At 50.9% G+C, this 15676-nt stretch carries 17 protein-coding genes; 14 read left to right on the top strand and 3 right to left on the bottom strand.

Features of this window, described 5'->3' with window-relative positions:
- Window positions 1-69 precede the first annotated feature (69 nt).
- The 5 genes from rdgB (at window position 70) to C7U56_RS05405 (ending at window position 3818) form a co-directional block, all read left to right on the top strand.
- Window positions 70-672, top strand: coding sequence for an RdgB/HAM1 family non-canonical purine NTP pyrophosphatase (gene rdgB / locus C7U56_RS05425; protein ID WP_107000503.1), 603 nt, complete (start codon window positions 70-72; stop codon window positions 670-672).
- The gene (locus tag C7U56_RS05420; RefSeq protein WP_107000502.1) at window positions 669-1166 is read left to right on the top strand and encodes a metallophosphoesterase family protein; all 498 of its coding nucleotides are present in this window, start codon (window positions 669-671) and stop codon (window positions 1164-1166) included. Before rdgB ends, C7U56_RS05420 begins: the two co-directional genes overlap by 4 nt.
- Before the next feature lie 134 nt (window positions 1167-1300).
- A complete protein-coding gene (locus C7U56_RS05415) occupies window positions 1301-1930 on the top strand; it encodes a DUF3877 family protein (protein WP_181357183.1) in 630 nt (209 codons plus the stop codon).
- Window positions 1931-1946: 16 nt separating this feature from the next.
- Window positions 1947-2807, top strand: coding sequence for an SseB family protein (locus tag C7U56_RS05410; RefSeq protein ID WP_022359338.1), 861 nt, complete (start codon window positions 1947-1949; stop codon window positions 2805-2807).
- A 15-nt stretch (window positions 2808-2822) separates the two neighbouring features.
- The gene (locus C7U56_RS05405) at window positions 2823-3818 is read left to right on the top strand and encodes an aldo/keto reductase (RefSeq protein WP_107000500.1); all 996 of its coding nucleotides are present in this window, start codon (window positions 2823-2825) and stop codon (window positions 3816-3818) included.
- A gap of 69 nt (window positions 3819-3887) precedes the next feature.
- On the opposite strand, the gene C7U56_RS05400 is transcribed toward C7U56_RS05405, so the two are convergent.
- Window positions 3888-4232: a NusG domain II-containing protein gene (locus C7U56_RS05400; RefSeq protein WP_181357182.1), complete on the bottom strand. Its 345-nt coding sequence runs from the start codon at window positions 4230-4232 to the stop codon at window positions 3888-3890.
- Window positions 4213-5238: an FAD:protein FMN transferase gene (locus C7U56_RS05395; RefSeq protein WP_107000498.1), complete on the bottom strand. Its 1026-nt coding sequence runs from the start codon at window positions 5236-5238 to the stop codon at window positions 4213-4215. Before C7U56_RS05395 ends, C7U56_RS05400 begins: the two co-directional genes overlap by 20 nt.
- 287 nt (window positions 5239-5525) lie before the next feature.
- Here C7U56_RS05395 and C7U56_RS05390 point away from each other — a divergent pair, with 287 nt between their 5' ends.
- The 3 genes from C7U56_RS05390 to C7U56_RS05380 all read left to right on the top strand — a co-directional run bounded on the left by C7U56_RS05390 (window position 5526) and on the right by C7U56_RS05380 (window position 8597).
- Entirely contained in the window at window positions 5526-6059 is a 534-nt protein-coding gene (locus tag C7U56_RS05390) for a Gx transporter family protein (protein ID WP_107000497.1), read from the top strand.
- Between the two features lie 167 nt (window positions 6060-6226).
- The gene (gene galT, locus C7U56_RS05385; protein WP_107000496.1) at window positions 6227-7732 is read left to right on the top strand and encodes a UDP-glucose--hexose-1-phosphate uridylyltransferase; all 1506 of its coding nucleotides are present in this window, start codon (window positions 6227-6229) and stop codon (window positions 7730-7732) included.
- Window positions 7733-7742: 10 nt separating this feature from the next.
- Window positions 7743-8597: a RelA/SpoT domain-containing protein gene (locus C7U56_RS05380; RefSeq protein WP_333493377.1), complete on the top strand. Its 855-nt coding sequence runs from the start codon at window positions 7743-7745 to the stop codon at window positions 8595-8597.
- A 216-nt stretch (window positions 8598-8813) separates the two neighbouring features.
- Here C7U56_RS05380 and C7U56_RS05375 read toward each other — a convergent pair whose 3' ends face one another.
- Complete coding sequence (locus C7U56_RS05375) at window positions 8814-9836, bottom strand: PTS sugar transporter subunit IIC (protein WP_022359346.1); 1023 nt, start codon at window positions 9834-9836, stop codon at window positions 8814-8816.
- Window positions 9837-10072: 236 nt separating this feature from the next.
- Between C7U56_RS05375 and C7U56_RS05370 the strand changes: the two genes are divergently transcribed.
- From C7U56_RS05370 to C7U56_RS05345, 6 genes are all read left to right on the top strand, one after another.
- Window positions 10073-10543: a hypothetical protein gene (locus tag C7U56_RS05370; RefSeq protein ID WP_107000495.1), complete on the top strand. Its 471-nt coding sequence runs from the start codon at window positions 10073-10075 to the stop codon at window positions 10541-10543.
- Between the two features lie 166 nt (window positions 10544-10709).
- Entirely contained in the window at window positions 10710-11570 is an 861-nt protein-coding gene (metF, locus tag C7U56_RS05365; RefSeq protein WP_107000494.1) for a methylenetetrahydrofolate reductase [NAD(P)H], read from the top strand.
- The gene (locus tag C7U56_RS05360) at window positions 11570-12223 is read left to right on the top strand and encodes a vitamin B12 dependent-methionine synthase activation domain-containing protein (protein ID WP_107000493.1); all 654 of its coding nucleotides are present in this window, start codon (window positions 11570-11572) and stop codon (window positions 12221-12223) included. The genes metF and C7U56_RS05360 overlap by 1 nt, the downstream gene beginning before the upstream one ends.
- A gap of 31 nt (window positions 12224-12254) precedes the next feature.
- Window positions 12255-14732 (top strand): homocysteine S-methyltransferase family protein, encoded by a 2478-nt coding sequence (locus C7U56_RS05355; RefSeq protein ID WP_107000492.1) that lies wholly within the window; start codon window positions 12255-12257, stop codon window positions 14730-14732.
- Window positions 14733-14805: 73 nt separating this feature from the next.
- Window positions 14806-15081: an HPr family phosphocarrier protein gene (locus C7U56_RS05350; RefSeq protein WP_022359351.1), complete on the top strand. Its 276-nt coding sequence runs from the start codon at window positions 14806-14808 to the stop codon at window positions 15079-15081.
- Window positions 15082-15209: 128 nt separating this feature from the next.
- Complete coding sequence (locus C7U56_RS05345; protein WP_107000491.1) at window positions 15210-15644, top strand: acyl-CoA thioesterase; 435 nt, start codon at window positions 15210-15212, stop codon at window positions 15642-15644.
- Window positions 15645-15676: the final 32 nt, after the last annotated feature.

The raw sequence follows: 15676 nt of genomic DNA, 5'->3' as shown, positions 1-15676 counted from the left end.
GGAAAACGGTGATTCGGAATGTCGGGATATGAAAAGCCATGCTGTTTGAGGATAAAGGAGCGAGAAAAAGTGAGCGAGAAAATTATATTTGCGACGGGAAATGCGGGAAAGCTGAAAGAGATCCGTGAGATTTTAAAGGATTTAAACCGTGAGATTGTTACGATGCGCGAGGCTGGATTTGAAGGCGAGATCGAGGAAAATGGAACCACCTTCCGCGAGAATGCAGAGATCAAGGCGAAGGCAGTCTGGGAGAAGACGGGCGGCATTGTGCTGGCAGATGATTCTGGACTGGTGATAGATTATTTAAACGGCGAGCCGGGCGTTTATTCAGCGCGGTATTTAGGGGACACACCGTATGAGGAAAAGAACCGGATTTTGATTGAGCGCGTGAAGGATGCAAAAGGAAAAGAGCGGAGCGCCCGTTTTATGTGCAATATCGCGGCAGTGCTGCCGGATGGCAGAGTGCTTCACACAGAAGCGGCGATGGAGGGCGAGATTGCAAAGGAAGCGGCTGGAAACGGCGGATTTGGATATGATCCGATTCTCTGGCTGCCGGAGTACGGCAAAACGTCAGCAGAGCTCACGATGGAGGAGAAAAACCGTATCAGCCACCGGGGCAAGGCGCTGGAGCGGATGAAAGATGCGCTGAAGGAGGCGCTTGGCGAGAGATGAAAAAGATATTAATTACAAGCGACACCCACCGTCGGGATGGTAATCTGCTGGAAGTCATCCAGAATGAAGCACCGTTTGACATGTTCATTCATCTGGGTGACGCCGAGGGAAGTGAGGACATGATTACATCGTGGTGTAAGGAGCAGAACCCGGACTGCGAGGTCTATATGGTGCTGGGAAATAATGATTTTTTCTCCCATCTGGACCGCGAGAAGGAGATTTCGATTGGAAAATACCGCGCATTTCTGACCCACGGTCATTTTTATAGCGTATCGGTTGGGACGGAGCGCCTGATCGATGAGGCACAGGATCGCGGCGTGCAGATTGCGATGTTTGGACATACCCACAAGCCGTATCTGGAGCGGCGCGGGGATCTGACTGTGTTGAATCCGGGCAGTCTTTCGTTTCCGCGCCAGGAGGGCAGACGCCCGAGCTACATGCTCATGGATCTGGATGACGAGGGCGAGGCGCATTTTACGACCTGCTATTTGTAGAGGTCTGTTATTGGGCACATATGCGTGTCACTGTTCACGCATACGTGCCCAGTAACTATGCGTGAACAGAAACCGAAAAAGCAAATATCCGCATATTGACGCATTTTCGGTAAATTGTTATAATGAGAGAGATTGTGAAAAAGGTACTTATCAATGATTCAATCGACCCAATAAAGATGCCGGGGACGGAGGTTTCGTTTCCGAGGCAGGAGTATGACATGAAACTGGAAGCTTTAATTCAAAATATGACGGATCAGATCAAAGAGGCGCAGCTAAAACTTGGTTATGCCAGGGAGACGATGCGCCTTTATTATCCGCTTTCTTCCCTGAATGCGATGCTGGAGATGCAGGAGACGGATATCCGGGAGCTGGCGAAGAAGATACGGCATGATCTGGAGGCGAAGAAGGAGAAAATGGGAGATACCCAGATTCGGATCCACGCCGATCGGATCGTCTTTACGATCCCGCCGGATTTTGTGGAGTATGTCCATGAGCAGGTGCCGGAACCGCCGTTTTTAAAAGAGCTGATCCAGTTGTTTCGGGAAAAGCACGCCTGCACAAAGGAAGAGATTACCGCTGTGTTTGAAAAATTCGGCGCGTATGAGTGCCGGCAGATGCCGGACGGCATGGATTTTGATTATGTCATTTATTTTACAGACAGCAGCATCGATGCATATGATTACTGCATCCGTGAGGAGATGGGGCACACGATTTACCACCGATTTGCACGGGCTGATTTTGAGGCATTGATGACGATTCAATAAAAAGGAGATTAGACGGATGGAAAACGAGACAAAGCAGACAAATACGAATGAACAGGAGCCGGATATCTTCGCACAGAAGTTAAGAGAGGCAGATTCCTTATATGCCATTCTTTCCGGATGTACGAAAGAGCCGTATGTATACTGTGATCCGGAAACAATGGATGATGCCATCCTGCTGTTTACGGACGAAGAGGGCGCAAAGGCAGGCGCACAGAAGCTGGCAGAGCAGCAGATTCCGGTAGGAATCGCGAAGGTAGACAGAAAGAGCCTTCTGCTTTTCTATACCAGCCTTTACACGATGGGTGTCAATGCTATCCAGGTACACGTGGGCGAGGAGCAGAAGATGATTCAGCTGACCGAGTTTGTAAGACGCAAAGACCCGGAGGAGAGCAAGAATGGAAAAGTCTGGGTGGAGAACCCGGAGCTGCACCTGACGATGCTTTACTATATGCAGGATCTGCGCCGTCAGCCAAATCAGGAGATTACGCCGGAATTAAACGATTTACAGGAGGAGATCGGCGCGCACTTCACGAAGGGCCGCTATATCGTGCCACTTCCAGAGGAAGGAAATGGCATTCCGCTGGTTAAATTAAAGAGCGGAGATATTTTCCAGCCGATCTTTACGGATGTGATCGAGTTCCAGCGTTTCAACCGTGAGAAGAAATTCCGCCCGGTTGTCGTAGATGCGCTCAAGCTGGCTCAGGTACTCCCGGAGGAGGCAAAGGGCATCGTTCTCAATCCGCTGGGCGTTAATATGCCGCTGACCGTACAGAAAGTAAAGAAGCAGCCGGAAGCACCGGTCCAGAAGCCGGTATCCGTAGAGGCACAGATCGACGCAGCTATCCGCGAGGTTCAGGCAGAGGCTGGAAGGGAGTAGGAAAGGAAAGAGTATATGTATCAGGCAGCAGACGCAAGATATGATGGAATGACCTACAACCGCTGCGGCAGCAGCGGACTCAGGCTCCCGGCAGTTTCGCTGGGATTCTGGCATAATTTTGGCAGCACCGGCGTCTATGAGACAATGCGGAAGCTGTGTTTTACCGCTTTTGACAATGGCGTCACGCACTTTGACCTAGCCAACAATTATGGACCAGAGCCGGGAAGTGCTGAGGAAAATCTGGGACGGATTGTAAAGGAAAATTTCATGCCATATCGAGACGAGCTGATCATCAGCACGAAAGCCGGATACGAGATGTGGAACGGCCCTTATGGAAACTGGGGCAGCCGCAAATACCTGCTTGCAAGCCTCGATCAGAGCCTTACACGCCTGGGACTTCCGTATGTAGACATTTTTTACCATCACCGGATGGACCCGGAGACGCCGCTTGAGGAGACGATGGGAGCACTCGATCAGGCAGTTAAGAGCGGAAAAGCTCTCTATGCAGGACTTTCCAACTACAATGGACAAAAAATGCAGGAAGCCGCTGCGATCCTGCGCGATCTGAAATGCCCGTTCGTCATCAATCAGAACCGCTACAGCATCTTTGACCGCACGATCGAAAACAACGGCTTAAAAGAAGCCGCTGTCAAAGAAAAGAAAGGTCTGATTGCATTCAGCCCGCTTGCACAGGGAACCTTAACCGACCGTTATCTGTACGGCATCCCAGCCGACAGCCGCGTCATGACCGACGGCAGATTTCTCAAAAAAGACCAGCTCACCGAAGAAAAAATCAGCCAGATCCGCGCCCTCAACGAGATGGCCGGACAGAGAGGCGAAAAACTCTCCCAGATGGCGCTCAAATGGGTCATGAAGGATCCTGTGGTAACCAGCGTTCTCATCGGTGCGTCCAAACCGGAGCAGATATTAGATAATCTGAAAATGTTGGATGGGGCACCGTTGAGCGAGGAAGAGCTGCTTAAAATCGATCAAATTTGTGGAATAAAATAAACAGAAAACGCCCAGCGGCGCAATTATGCGTATCTGCTGGGCGTTTCCGTCCGTGTTGGCAAACCATATCTATTTAACCGCCACAACCACCCTATTCGGCAGGCAAACCAGCGATTCCCCACTCTCTGAAACGGTTCCCTGCTTCACACAGAGCTTGTCCGGGCAGTCTGCCTCTTCGATCCGGGCACATCCATCTTGAATCACCAGATGATTTTGTCCCCCCTGATACCCGTCGATCCAGGTGTCTATCTCCTCATCCAGCCGGTAGGTGGCGACGGTTGTTCCATTGACACTGACATCAACGGTAAAAGCATCCTTCTGGCGCTGCAAGCGCACAACCAGAAAACCGATGAGTATGACGGCTAGAAGAACCAGAATCAAAACAAAATCATTTCTATTTTTCTTTGATTTCATCAATAAATGCCTCCGCTCCATCCGAGTAAATCAGTTTATAATCATCCGTGATAAAATAAGCATAAATGCCATCCATTGAATTGATGAGTTCCAGGCCCTTATCCAGTCCCATCGAGAAACAGGTCGTGCTGAGTACATCGCCGTCCACCGAACGCGGGGAGACGATCGTCACGGAAACCAGTCCGTTCTGGTACGGATAGCCTGTTTTCGGGTTTAACAGGTGATGGTAATTGACACCGTTTTTTTCAAAATGGCGCTCATAGACGCCGGAGGAGACAACGGACATGTCATCAATATTCAGATCGGCAAAGACCGTTGCATAGTCGGCAAACGGTTTCTGCAGCCCGATGCGGAACGGCTGGTGGTTTGTGCGCTCACCGACACAGAGTACGTTGCCGCCCAGGTTGATGATGGCGCTTTCGACGCCGGATTCGGTCAGATAGTCTTTCATGCGGTCGGCAATGTAGCCCTTGGCGATGGAGCCGAGGTCAATCGTCGTGTCCGGGGAGAGGAAGGTTAAAGTATTTCCGTCAAGTTTCACATTTTTCCAGTTGACGCGTTCTGCCGCCGCTGTTATGTCATCCTCCGCCGGGATCACGTGCTCGTCGCTGGTAAAATTCCAGAGAGAACTGAGCGGTTCGATCGTCAGGTCGTAGGCACCATGGGAAACCTCACTGTAATGCAGTCCTTCAGAAATCATCGCCGCCATATCGTCGGAGACGGTAAAAGTCGTCTCGTCGGCGCTGCGGTGGTTTAACTTGTAAAGCTCGCTGCCCTCGATCGTCTTGCTGAAACGGTTTTCGTACTCCTGGCACATGTCCACACAGTGGTCAAGGATCGCTTCATCCTGCGAATCATAGAGTGTGATGTTGACAAATGTATTCAGCAGAAACGCGGAACGGCTGATCGGCTCCCGGCGGGATTTGCTGAAAAGAAGCGCCGCGCCGCAGCCAAAAAATACGACGGCAAGAAGTGTCAGAAGCGCGGATAAATCCTTTTTTTTCATAAAGAGCTCCATTCTTAAAAATATCGAAAATTCGGTTTGAAACTATGTTTGCAAAAATGTCTGCAACTACTCTAACAAAGGTTGATAGGAAAGTCAAGATTACGGCCCAGAAACTAAATGCACCGGCAGCCAGAACGTTACTGGGCACGTATGCGTGAACAGTAACGCCAGAACTGTATCGTACGGAATTTTTAGTTCAGAAAATTCCTATCTGTGAACAGTTACGCGCTTTACAAAACTAAAAATTTTTACTAATATATTTATAGAGGTATACAGAGGAGGAAGAAATGCAGAAAAAAGGACGAGCAGGCACATCCAGAGCCGGAAAAATCGCTTTATATGGAATGATGACAGCGCTGGCATTTCTGCTGAGCTATGTCGAGACCCTGATACCGCTCAACCTGGGCGTTCCGGGGATCAAGCTGGGATTGGCGAATCTGGCGTCGATCGTGAGCCTGTATCTGCTGGGAGCCGGTGCGGCAGCGGCGATTGCATTGGTGCGTATCGTGCTGGTAGGATTTACGTTTGGAAACCTGTCGATGATGCTGTATAGTCTGGCAGGTGCTGCGGTCAGCCTTCTTCTGATGGTGGTGTTCCGCCGGTTGGACTGGTTCGGCGTGACCGGTGTCAGCATCCTGGGTGGTGCGGGACACAACATCGGGCAGCTTATCGTGGCGGCGCTGGTGGTGGAAAATGCGAGTCTGTTCTACTATCTTCCGGTGCTTCTGGCAGCCGGAACGGCAGCGGGGGCGCTGATTGGGCTTCTCGGAGGAATCCTGGTAAACCGCTTAAAATGTCTGGATTTGACAAAATTTATGTAAATGGAAGCCACAAGAGTAAGAGGATGTACAGTGACTGTTCATATGCAGGCATTTTTGGAACCGAAAATGCCATGAGATAAGGTGGCGCAATGGTATACGGGCAGCTAAAGTTATAAAAAGGATAAGAATGAAACAGCAAGGTTGTTTTTCAGTCAGGAGGATAGGGTATGGCAGTATATGAAGCAATCAGAAATTTAGTACAGTACGGAGTCAATACGGGGCTTCTTCAGGAGTCGGATCGCATTTACGCGACGAACCAGATTCTCGAGGTTCTGGGACTGGATGAATATGAAGAACCACAGGGCGCATGCAGGGAGATTTCACTGGAAGAGACGTTGGATGCCCTGCTTGATTATGCACATGAGACGGGCGTTTTGAAGGAGGACGGCGTGGTGTACCGCGATCTGTTCGACACGAAGCTGATGAACTGCCTGATGCCGCGCCCGAGCGAGGTGATTGGACATTTCTGGAAATTGTATGAGGAATCGCCGGAGGCGGCAACCAATTATTATTACAAATTGAGCCAGGATTCCAATTACATCCGCCGTTACCGTGTTTCCAAGGATATGAAATGGAAAACGGATACAAAATACGGGGAGCTGGACATCACGGTTAATTTATCCAAGCCGGAGAAAGATCCGAAGGCAATCGCGGCAGCCAAACTGGCAAAGCAGAGCGGTTATCCGAAATGCCTCTTATGCAAGGAAAATGAAGGCTATGCCGGACGTGTCAACCATCCGGCGCGCAATAACCACCGCATTATTCCGATCACGGTCAATGACAGCCAGTGGGGCTTTCAGTATTCGCCGTATGTGTATTACAATGAGCACTGCATCGTGTTCAACGGTGTGCACACGCCGATGAAGATCGAACGGGCAACGTTTGTCAAATTGTTTGATTTTGTGAAATTGTTCCCGCACTATTTCCTGGGGTCCAATGCGGATCTGCCGATCGTCGGCGGTTCGATTTTAAGTCACGACCATTTTCAGGGCGGACATTACACGTTTGCGATGGCAAAAGCGCCGATTGAACAGAAATTTGAGATGGAAGGCTTCGAGGATGTGGAAGCCGGAATCGTTAAATGGCCGATGTCAGTTCTGCGGACCCGTTCCAAGAATCCAGACCGCCTGATTGATCTTGGTGAAAAAGTGCTGCGTGCATGGCGCAGCTATACGGATGAGGATGCTTTTATTTATGCTGAGACGGACGGAGAACCGCACAACACGATCACGCCGATTGCCAGAAAAAATGGCGATTTCTATGAGCTGGATCTGGTGCTCCGCAATAACATCACGACGGATGAGTATCCGCTTGGTGTTTACCATCCGCACGCGAAGCTGCATCACATCAAGAAAGAAAATATCGGTCTGATCGAGGTCATGGGTCTGGCGGTGCTCCCGTCCAGATTGAAACAGGAGCTTGCCGATCTGGCGGAGGCGATCCTTTCCGGAGGCGATATCCGTTCCAATCCAGAGCTTGAAAAGCATGCGGACTGGGTGGATGAGTTCCTGCCGAAGTATGAGCATATAACAAGTGAAAATATAAACGAAATCCTGCAAAAAGAGGTAGGTCTTGTCTTTGAGCAGGTACTGGAAGACGCGGGCGTATATAAGTGTACGCCGGAAGGCAGTGAGGCATTTGCCCGGTTCCTGCGCTCAGTGGGCTTCCGATAAAGAGGAGATAATGGAGAGAGATTTATTTTTAAGAAAATATCGGATCGAACAGGAAGACTTTGACGCGGCGGGCGTTTCCTGGGAGGAATTGACTGCGATCGCGGATCATTATGCGACGATCGAGGGAAAGCTGCGGGAGATTGGCAAGGATTTTGTAGATAAGTATCTGTATGATATTGAAAAAGCGGGGATCCATTCCTACCGTTACCGTACCAAGGCACAGGGGCATCTGCTGGAGAAGATCATCCGCAAGAAAAAAGAGCAGCCGGAGAAATTTGCCCAGCTGGGAGTTGATAATTACTGGAAATACGTGACGGACCTTATCGGTATCCGTGTATTCTTCCTGTACCGTGAGGATTGGCGTCATTTCCATGAATACATCACATCGGCGTTTGAAAATGCCCCGGAGCAGTATGTAAAAGACCGTGAGCGCGATTTTGACAACGATGAGACACACTGCTACATTGCAGAGCGTCCGAAGGTATACCGCCGAAACGGGGACAGCCGGATCTACGATGAAAATGTGATCGAAATCAAGTCAGGCGGTATCTACCGTTCCCTTCACTACATCATCAAATACCGCGGTTACTACGTCGAGATTCAGGCGAGAACGCTGTTCGAGGAGGGGTGGAGTGAGGTTGACCACGACATTGTTTATCCGTACCACAAGGACGACGTGATGCTGCGCGATTTCTCCCGTCTGTTAAACCGGCTCTCCGGCATGGCGGATGAAATGAGCTCGTATTTCCGCCGGATGAAGGTGGAGAAGGAGTTTGAAGAGGTCCTGCTCGGAGAATATAAGGAAGACAAAGAGGCGAAGCTGCTCGCAAGTATGCGGGAGCTGCTGGGGAAAGAAGAACGATAAGGAATAGGGAAAAGATAACTGGATCAAAAAACAGGCATTGGAATGCTGCTATCCACACAGTGGTGGATGAAGAGCATTTCAATGCCTGTTTTGCTGTCATAGGTCTATGAATCTGGCGTTACTGGGCACGTATGCGTGAACCGTGACAATCTGGCTGATTCTAAGGACAGATGCCAGATAGGAATGATGGATAATTGGAAGCACATGGAGCTATAATTATAGATCCAGCTTCAAATCGCCTTCCTTGATCCATCCGGCTTTCCGGCAAAGTGCGCCGAAGAACAGGGTCAAAACAGCCGGAAGCACGAAGCAGATGAGCAGGATGCCCGGCCACATCATCGAATTTCCACTTCCCTGCATGGCGGTGTAGATGCCGATCGGTCCGACGAGACCGCAGGTTCCCATGCCGGAACCGGCTGGAATATTTTCCAGATGGAAGACCATCGTGGAGAGCGGACCGGTGACCATCGAGGCGAGTGTCGGTGGAATCCAGATTTTCGGGTTCCGGACGATATTTCCCATCTGGAGCATCGAGGTTCCGAGTCCCTGTGCCAGAAGACCACCCCATTTATTTTCACAGAAGCTTAAAACGGCAAATCCGACCATCTGCGCGCAGCAGCCTGCGGTGGCGGCACCGCCTGCCAGACCGTCGAGGCTTAACATGATGCAGATTGCCGCACTGCTGATCGGAAGCGTCAGGGCGATGCCGATCAGGGCAGAAACCAGAATACCCATGAAAAGCGGCTGCATGACGGTCGCTGTCTTCACCAGATTTCCGAAAGCGGTCATGAATGCGGAGACGCCCGGACCGACAAACTGTGCGGCCAGGATGCCGGAGATGATGGTGACACCCGGGGTGACGAGAATATCAACCGGTGTCTCTTTGGAGACGATTTTTCCAAGCTCGGCTGCGATGATGGTGGCAACGAGCGCGCCGACCGGACCGCCGAGTTCATTGCCCGCGATGCCGACGGTAGCGGCGGAGAAAAGGACGAGCGTCGGTGCCTTTAAGGCGTAGGCAATCGAGACGCCGAGCGCCGCACCGGTCGCGCTCTTGGCGTAGCCTGCGATCGTAGTAAAAATTACAACGCCTGTTTTTTCCCCCAGCGTGCCGAAAATGGTACCGATCAGAAGAGAAGCAAACAGACCAAATGCCATCGCGCCCAGCGCATCGATGAGATACGTCTGAACGGAGATGACAACCTGCTTCCGTTTCAGAAAAGCTTTCACACGTTCCATATTGATAGAACCTCCCAGAGTAAAATAATTGTGAACGGAATGAATCGTTTCAGCCATTCCGGTCAAATAAATGGCTTACACATGTCTTGACAGGTGTAATGGACGTTTGTATTTTAACACGAAATGGAGAAAATACAAGAGAAAATATAGAAAAAAGTAAAAAAGTTATGGTACAATAAAAAATAATTGACGAGGTGTTTTCGAAAAAGTATGTTCGATCCGAGGGGAGGTATTTCATGCAGAGACGAATTTGTCCGATTTGCGACCATCCGATCAAGTATGGTCATTATTGTTCTTTTTGTAAACAGTGGATCCGGAATCCTAACTATGTCAATGCAACTTATTATCTGAATGAGCGCCACCCGGCGCATGAGACGGACTGTGAGTACCACAATGCGGGATCTGCCTCGTGGGAAACGAGTGCAAGGGCAGGCACAGATGCCATCCGCACGCTTGCGGACCGGGCGAAGGCATATTCCCAGACGCAGAAAGCAGCAGGCGCAGGCAGACAGGCATCCGTCCGGACACAGAACCAGAACAGTATGTCGTATCAGACAACGCAGAGACGAAGCGCGGTGCAGCAAGAAAAAAATCAGAAAAAGAAGGGGAAAATGAGCCTTGTGCTGGTGATTTTACTGATTTTGTTTGCTTTGTCTGGAATTAATTATCTGTATCGTATGTTTATGTATTTTATTTGGTTTCTATAGATTTCACCTATGGCAAGATATAGAAAATCAATCCAGAAGATAGCTGCCGGAAGTCTGGCGTTCATTGGGGAAATATGGTATACTGAGCAAAAATCATATAGAATACATAGGCAATAGAGGTCCGGGGCAGAACCGGACGAAATGATGAGAACAGGAGATAAATACGATGAAGATTAAGGATATTTTAGCCAAAGGACAGCCGACGCTTTCGTTTGAAGTGTTCCCGCCGAAGGAGGAGAGCAACTTCGCTTCCGTTGAGAAAGCAGCGCTTGAGATTGCAAAGTTAAATCCGTCATTTATGAGCGTGACCTACGGAGCAGGCGGCGGCACAAGCCAGTATACGGTCCAGATCGCATCGGATATCCAGAGCACCTGCCAGGTGCCGGCGCTGTCACATCTGACCTGCGTCTCCTCGACCCGTGAGAAGGTGCACAGTGTCCTGCGCGAGATTCAGGCACACGGAATTGAGAATGTCCTGGCACTTCGCGGCGATATTCCGAAAGACGGCAAGGTAGAAAAAGATTATCAGTATGCATCCCAGCTGATCCGCGAGATCCGTGAGACCTGCCCGGAGCTGTGCATCGGCGCAGCCTGCTATCCGGAGGGACATGTGGAATCGGTCAACAAGACGGTGGATATCGGGCATCTGAAAGAAAAAGTGGAAGCGGGCTGTGATTTTGTGACGACCCAGATGTTCTTTGACAATAATATCCTTTATAATTACCTATACCGTATCCGAGAAAAAGGAATCACGGTTCCGGTTGTCGCAGGCATCATGCCGGTGACAAACATAAGTCAGATCAAGCGCATCTGCAGCATGTCCGGCACCTACCTTCCGGCACGCTTCAAGGCGATCGTAGATCGTTTTGGTGATAACCCGGCAGCGATGAAGCAGGCAGGTATCGCCTATGCAACTGAGCAGATCATCGATCTGATTGCGAACCATGTAAATGGAATCCATGTATATTCAATGAATAAACCGGATGTAGCGGCGCAGATTAAGAACAACCTGTCGGAGATTCTGTAATGGCGGAAGTCAATCGGAGAGAAATATATCGGTATTTAGGAATTAAAGGGCAGCAGGAGCCGGATCCGCAGACGAAAGATCTGGTGGAGGACTGTCTGGGAGAATTAGAGCGGTCCGTCAACTGCCGGAGCTTTTACAGACGCTATCCGCTGACGCTGCTGCCAGATTCAGAACTTGATTTTACGTGTTTTAAAGTAAAAAGCCGGGCGCTCAGCCGCAATTTAAAGGACTGCCAGGAGGTCATCCTTTTTGCGGCGACGCTGGGGGCTGGTGTGGATCTGCTTCTGCGCAGATACAGCCGTCTTTCGATGAGCCGGGCGGTTGTCCTGCAGGCGTGCGCGGCGGCACGGATTGAGAGTTACTGCAATGAAATCAATGACAAATTAAAAGCGGAGGCAGCAGAAGAAGGACTCTATCTGCGTCCCCGCTTTTCGCCAGGTTATGGAGATCTGCCGCTTTCGTGCCAGCCGGATTTCTGCCGGGTACTGGAAGCGGAAAAGACGGTGGGGATTACATTGACGGAAAGTTTTTTGATGATGCCGTCCAAGTCGGTGACGGCGGTCATCGGAGTATCGAAGATAGCGGCGGGCTGTGTGAAAGAGGGCTGTGAGGTCTGTTCAAACAAAAACTGCCTGTACCGGAGAGATAAATAAGTAAGAAACAAAAAACAGAGAGGAAGCTGACATGGGTATACGGGAAGATTGGAACGATAAAATACTGGTATTTGACGGAGGAATGGGAAGTCTTCTGCAGGGAGCCGGGCTGAAACCGGGCGAACTGCCGGAAACCTGGAATATCAAGCATCCGGAGGTTCTGGTAAAGATCCATGAGGATTATCTGAATGCGGGCGCGAATATTATTTTATCGAATACATTCGGCGCGAACCGCCTGAAATACAATGAGGCAGCCGAGTTTAATCTGGATGAGATCGTGGATGCGGCGATGAAAAATGCCCGGACAGCGGTAGAACACTGCGGCCGTGGTTATGTAGCGCTGGATCTGGGACCGACCGGACGCCTTTTAAAGCCAATGGGTGATCTGGACTTTGAGGAGGCGGTCTCCATCTATACCGAGGTGGTAAAGGCAGGCGTGCGAGGCGGCGCGGATCTGATTCTGATCGAGACGATGAGCGACACGTATGAACTCAAGGCAGCGGTTCTGGCGGCAAAGGAAAATTCCGATCTTCCAATCTTTGCAACCACAATTTTCGATGGAAAAGGCAAACTTTTAACCGGCGGAACACCGAAGTCCGTTGTGGCACTTTTGGAAGGTCTGGGCGCGGATGCGCTCGGAATCAATTGTGGATTAGGTCCGGTTCAGATGAAGCCGATTGTGGAAGAACTGCTTCGGTATGCGTCGATCCCGGTGGTTGTCAATCCAAATGCGGGACTTCCGCGAAGCGAGGGAGGAAAGACCGTATATGATATTGATCCGCCAGAATTTGTCGAGGAAATGAAAGGAATGCTGGAGATGGGCGTTTCGGCAGTCGGGGGCTGCTGTGGTACGACCCCGGAGCACATCCGTCTGCTGGCAGAGATGTGTAAGGGCAGAACGAGAAAGCCGATCGAGCCGAAAAATGACACTCTCATCACTTCCTACGCGTCGGTAGTTGAGATGGGAACCGATCCGGTCATTATTGGCGAACGCATCAATCCGACCGGAAAATCAAAATTCAAACAGGCGCTGCGCGATCACAACCTGGAATATATCCTGCGCGAGGCGATCACCCAGCAGGAAAATGGCGCTGCGGTGCTTGACGTCAACGTGGGACTGCCGGAGATCGATGAAGTGGCGATGATGCGCGAGGTCGTACAGGAATTGCAGGCGGTGACCGAGCTTCCGCTGCAGATTGATACGACTGACACAGAGGCGATGGAACAGGCGCTGCGTATTTATAATGGAAAGGCACTGATTAACTCTGTCAATGGCAAACAGGAGGTCATGGACGCTGTATTTCCGCTGGTAAAACATTACGGCGGCACGGTGGTTGCTCTGACGATCGACGAGGAAGGCATTCCGGCGACGGCGGACGGACGTATGGCGATCGCGCGGAAAATCTGTGCGGAGGCGGAAAAGTATGGCATCCAGAAAAAAGACATCGTGATCGATGCGCTTTGTATGACGATCAGCTCCGAGCCGACCGGCGCGCTGGTGACACTGGAGACGGTGCGCCGTGTCCGCCAGGAACTTGGCTGCAATACGATTCTCGGCGTTTCCAACATTTCCTTCGGATTACCGCAGCGTGAGATTGTCAACTCCAATTTCTTTACGATGGCGATGCAGAGCGGTCTGACCGCGGCGATCATCAATCCAAATTCGGCGGCAATGATGCGTTCTTATTATAGTTACCGGGCTCTGGCAGCACTGGATGAACACTGCGGCGATTATATTGAGCAGGCAGCGCGGCTGGCGATTCCAAAGGCAGGTGCGGGCGGAGCTTCCGGCGCAGGTGCAGCAGGCAGCGCAGGTTCGGGTGCCCCGGCGGCAGGTGCAGCTGGAGCTTCCGGCAGTGCGGACACTGGCAGCCAGGCATCCGGTCCGGAGCATCAGCTTACGGTCAGTGTGGAGAGAGGTTTAAAAGAGCAGGCGGCATCGGCAGCCGGGGAACTCTTAAAGACCATGGATTCCTTGACCGTCATCAATTCCTGCATGATCCCGGCACTCGATAAGGTCGGAAAGGGGTTTGAGGCAGGCACCGTCTTTCTGCCGCAGCTTCTGATGAGTGCGGAGGCGGCAAAATCGGCGTTTGAGGTCATCAAAAACCAGATGGAGTCCTCCGGGGAAGCAGGAGAGAAGAAGGACAAGATCGTGCTGGCGACCGTCAAGGGCGATATTCATGACATTGGAAAAAATATCGTAAAAGTATTATTGGAGAATTACAGCTATGATGTGCTGGATTTAGGTAAGGACGTAGCTCCGGAGGCGATCGTGGAAGAGACGATCAAGAACCATGTAAGACTGGTCGGTCTGTCCGCCCTGATGACGACCACCGTGCCGAGCATGGAGGAGACGATCAAGCAGCTCCGCAAGGAAGCACCGTGGGCGAAAGTCATGGTCGGCGGCGCGGTTCTGACCCAGGAATACGCGGATATGATTGGAGCAGATGCGTATTGCCGCGATGCGATGGCGTCTGTTAATTATGCGCAGCAGGTGCTGGTCTAACGCTTGACAGTCTGCCTTACTTAGACTAAAATTAGGGTAATTAAAACTAAGAATTGACGAGGGAGGGACAGCTATGGTATCGAAGAAAGTGAAAGTGGTTAATCCATCGGGACTTCACCTGCGGCCGGCTGGCGTGCTTTCGCAGACCGCGATGAAATTTAAGAGCCGGACTCTGATTGAGTGCGGGGAGAAACATATTGTGGCAAAGAGCGTGCTGAACGTGATGGCAGCGGGTATCAAGTGCGGCACCGAGATCACGGTTGCCTGCGACGGACCGGATGAGGAAGAAGCGCTGAAGACGATTACCGAGGCGATCGAGAGCGGACTCGGAGAAGAACTGGAACAGTAAGGTATCAGCCATTGCCTGCATAGTGTGCGGACGGTGACACACATATCAGAACCAGAGGGGGATATTGCAGAACGGCAGAAATTGCAGTTGTGCAGGTATCCCTTTTTAGATGGAAAAGAGGGGTTTTTATGGAACTGAAAATTTACGAACACAAAGCGCAGTATTATGAAACCGACCAGATGGGAATCATTCACCATGCAAATTACCTACACTGGTTTGAGGAAGCGCGGATCGACATGATGGAGCAGATGGGAATGGGATATGACATCATGGAAAAACAGGGGATCATAAGCCCGGTGCTGTCGGTTCACTGCGATTATAAGAGCATGGCGCGGTTTGGCGAGACGGTGCAGGTGCTGGTTCAGATGAAGGAATACAACGGCATCCGCATGACGCTGGAATACACGGTTTTTGACAAGGAAACGGGCGCAATCCGCTGCGTGGGCGAGAGCCGCCATTGTTTCCTGACCCGCGACGGAAAGCCGGTTTCCCTGAAACGCAACTATATCGAGATGGATCGTGCGTTTAGGGAATACAGCGAACAGAGCCAAAAAGAAGAGTAAATGCTGACTGATTCGAAAATGACAGATGCGCT

Origin of the sequence: Clostridium fessum (assembly GCF_003024715.1) — a bacterium.
In the GTDB taxonomy this organism is placed as follows: domain Bacteria; phylum Bacillota; class Clostridia; order Lachnospirales; family Lachnospiraceae; genus Otoolea; species Otoolea fessa.
This window is presented reverse-complemented; position numbering and strand designations above follow the sequence as displayed.